The organism is Streptomyces sp. UNOB3_S3 (genome assembly GCF_020740895.1).
GTDB lineage: Bacteria > Actinomycetota > Actinomycetes > Streptomycetales > Streptomycetaceae > Streptomyces.
The window spans coordinates 1-3,083 of record NZ_JAILXP010000568.1; the positions used below are offsets into that span (position 1 = coordinate 1).

General features: G+C 73.9%; 1 protein-coding gene and 2 pseudogenes. All 3 read right to left on the reverse strand.

The annotated features are described in order from the left end of the window. Window positions 1-290 (reverse strand): annotated as a pseudogene (locus K6I33_RS33685) (hypothetical protein); the annotation flags it as partial. After that, entirely contained in the window at window positions 287-1,804 is a 1,518-nt protein-coding gene (pelF, locus tag K6I33_RS33690; RefSeq protein ID WP_229358591.1) for a GT4 family glycosyltransferase PelF, read from the reverse strand. The gene pelF and the pseudogene K6I33_RS33685, both read right to left, overlap by 4 nt. Before the next feature lie 63 nt (window positions 1,805-1,867). Continuing rightward, window positions 1,868-3,083 (reverse strand): annotated as a pseudogene (locus tag K6I33_RS33695) (hypothetical protein); the annotation flags it as partial.

The following is a 3,083-nucleotide window of genomic DNA, read 5'->3' on the forward strand; positions in this document are numbered from 1 at the left end:
GGTTCGGGGTGGCCGCGTGGCACCCGGGCGAAGAGCTCGGCGGCGAGCTCGAAGGCGTCGGCGCGGCCGTAGCGTTCGGCGATCTGTTCCCCGGTGAGTCCGTCGGCCTCCAGTACGGCGGCTATCTCGTCGGGGTGGACGGCGGCCGCGCAGACGTCGGCCAGCTCCTCGGCGAGTTCGTCGAGGGGGTCGGCGGCCCACCGGGGCCGGGAGCGGGTCCCGGTGGGCGCGGCGGCGAGTTCGTGCGAGGGTTCGGGTTCGCCGGGGACCAGGCGCAGCAGTCCGCTCATCCCGCACCGCCGGCGGCCAGGGCCATGACGGGGGCGGGCCGGTCGGCGGTGACGTCCACGGGGACGGGGCGCCGCAGGCCGGAGAGGTCGTGGTAGATGTCGCGGAATCCGTCGATGGTCTGCCGGAGGGTGAACTGCTCGATGACCCGCAGCCGGGCCGACTCCCCCATCCTGGCGCGCAGTTCGGGCTCGCGCAGCAGCCGCAGCGCGGCCTTGGCCATGGCCTCGGGGTCGCGCGGCGGGACGACCAGTCCGCTGTCGCCGACCGCCTCGCGGACGCCGCCGACGTCGGTGGAGACGGTGGCGCGTCCGCAGGACATGGCCTCGATGAGGGTGAAGGGGAAGCCTTCGCTGATGCTGGAGAGCATCACCACGTTGCCGGCGGCGTAGGCGTCGCGGATGTCGTCGACGCGGCCTTCGAAGGTGACGGCGTCGGCCACGCCGAGTTCGGCGGCGAGGCCCTCGCAGGCGGTGCGGTAGCCCTCGCCGCCGCGCGGGGTGCCGCCGAAGAGGCGCAGCCGCGCGTCGGGTATCTCCTTCCGGACGAGCGCGAAGGCGCGGATGAGGGTCTCCAGGCCCTTGATGGGGTCGACCCGGCCGGCCCAGCTGAGGGTGGGCAGGTCCGGTTCCGGGCCGGCGGGCGGGAAGGCGGCCGGGTCGACGCCGTTGTAGACGGTGCGGATGCGCTCGGGCGGGGTGCCGCCGTGCTCCTCCCAGCGGCGGTTGTAGCGGTTGCCGGGGGTGACGAGCGCGGCGTTGCGGTAGCCCTCCTCGGCGAGCAGCCGGAACAGGCCGAGCATCACGGCCTTGACGGGCCACCGGTACGGCTCGGCGCGGAAGCTCAGGTAGCGCTCGCGCAGGTAGATGCCGTGCTCGGTGAGGAGGAAGGGGGTGCCGTGCCGGTGGTGGGCGATGAGCCCGGGGAGGGTGGCCAGGCCCCCGCTGACCGCGTGGGTGATCCCCTCGGCGGGGGCCGGCGCGGCGAGCGGGCGCAGGGCGTGCTCCAGCAGGTCGGTGGCGGCCAGCGCGTCGTGGAGCGTGGGGCGCGCGGCGGCCGTGGCGAGGTGCGGCCGGTTCCACAGCCGGGCGAGCAGCCGGGCCGCCGCCTCGCCGCGCAGGGCGGCGAAGAGCGTGCCGTCGGCGGCGTGGTCGGCGAGCCGGTAGAAGGCGGGCGCGAAGAGCGCTTCGCGCGCGGGATCGAGGAGGGACAGCAGGAACTGTTCGTAGGTGGCGAGGAAGCGGCGCAGGTGCCGGCCGCGCGGGGCGCGGCCGGCCGGTGGCGGTCCCCACAGGGGGAAGGTGTCCACGGCCTTGACGTGGCCGGGGAGTTCCCAGGCGAGTGCCTCGCGGCCGGTGCCGGTGACGGCGATGACGTGGAAGTCGACGTCGGGCATGCCCTGGACGAGCTGGTCGCACCAGACGCTGACCCCACCGTGGCTGTGGGGGTAGGTGCCCTCGGTGAGCAGGGTCACCGAGGGGGTGGCGGAGGCGGGTTCGGCTGACGGTCCGTGCATGAAAGTCGGTTCTCTCCAGGAGACGGTGGGGCGGGGTGGTGCAGCACGGAGGTACGAGCCGGTTCAGCGCCGTTCGGTGTGCCCGGCCCCGAAGGGGACGCGGGTGCCGACGCCCGGGGGCACCGGGAGGGCGGCCGCGGGGGCCTGGACCCGGGCGGCCCTGCCGTCCGCGACGCCGGTGACGGGGGTGTCGGCGGGCAGGGTGAGGGTGAGCTGGGTCTGGCCGGCGGCGGGCGCGCTCCAGCCGGAGCGGGCGCCGGCGTAGGGGGTCCCGAAGGCGGTGCCGCCCTGGGCGGTGGTGCCGCCCGGGACGGTCGCGGTGGTGTTCAGCCCGGCGGGCGTGGTGACGGTGACGGTGTTGCCGACGCGGTAGCCGGTGACCTTGCCTGCGGCCACGGCGGCGCTCCAGGCGGCGCGGCGGCTCAGCTCGTCGCCGATGTCGCGCTGGCGGAGGTTCACGAGCGGGGTGTTGTCGGCGTAGAGGCCGGCGTAGTCGGCGAGGACCTTCTCCAGGACCGTGTAGCCGATCCGCTCCTCGGAGAGGTTCGACTGGTGCATGAAGTGCGGGCGCGGGTCGTTGGCGAGGACGTGGCCGAGGGCGATGCGGGCCTCGAGCGGGGCGATGTAGCTCTGGAAGCCGGTCTTGACGTCCAGGGGCTTCTTCAGGCAGGTGGTGGTCTCGGGGAACTTCTCGCAGGTGCCGCTGCCGCCGTCGGCCTTCTTGGTGTAGAGCCAGTTGTACTCGTCGGTCTGCTCGGTGGCCTTGCCGACGTTGTAGTACACGTTCATGGGGTAGCGGGGCACGGTCAGGGCGGTGCCGACCGGGCGCTGCTCACGCTCGCGCGAGGTGTCGCTGGCGATCCACTTGACGCCCGTCTGGGCGAGGACCGGGGCGAGTTCGGGGTTGTCCTGGACCTGCTGCGGCAGGGTCTTCAGGCCCGAGTGCTCGCCGGTGACCAGCTCGTCCTTGTCGAGGGTCAGGCCCTGGCGGGCGGCCCAGCGGAGGTTCTCGTCGACCTGGTAGGCGATGGTCTGCCGGCTGACCCAGCGGGTCTTGCCGGTGGCGTCGGTGGCGCACTTCCAGGGCACGGAGCTGGTGTCCTGCTCGCAGCCGAGGAAGGCGTGGGTGTAGGTGTGGTTGATCCAGCGGAAGGACTTCTGGTCCGCGACGAACTGCTGGAGCAGCGGGTCGGGCGCGCCGCCGTGCGAGGCCCGGTACTCCTCGCTGCCGACGCCGTTGTAGGCGAAGTCGATGGGCAGGTTGTGGGCGGCGGACCAC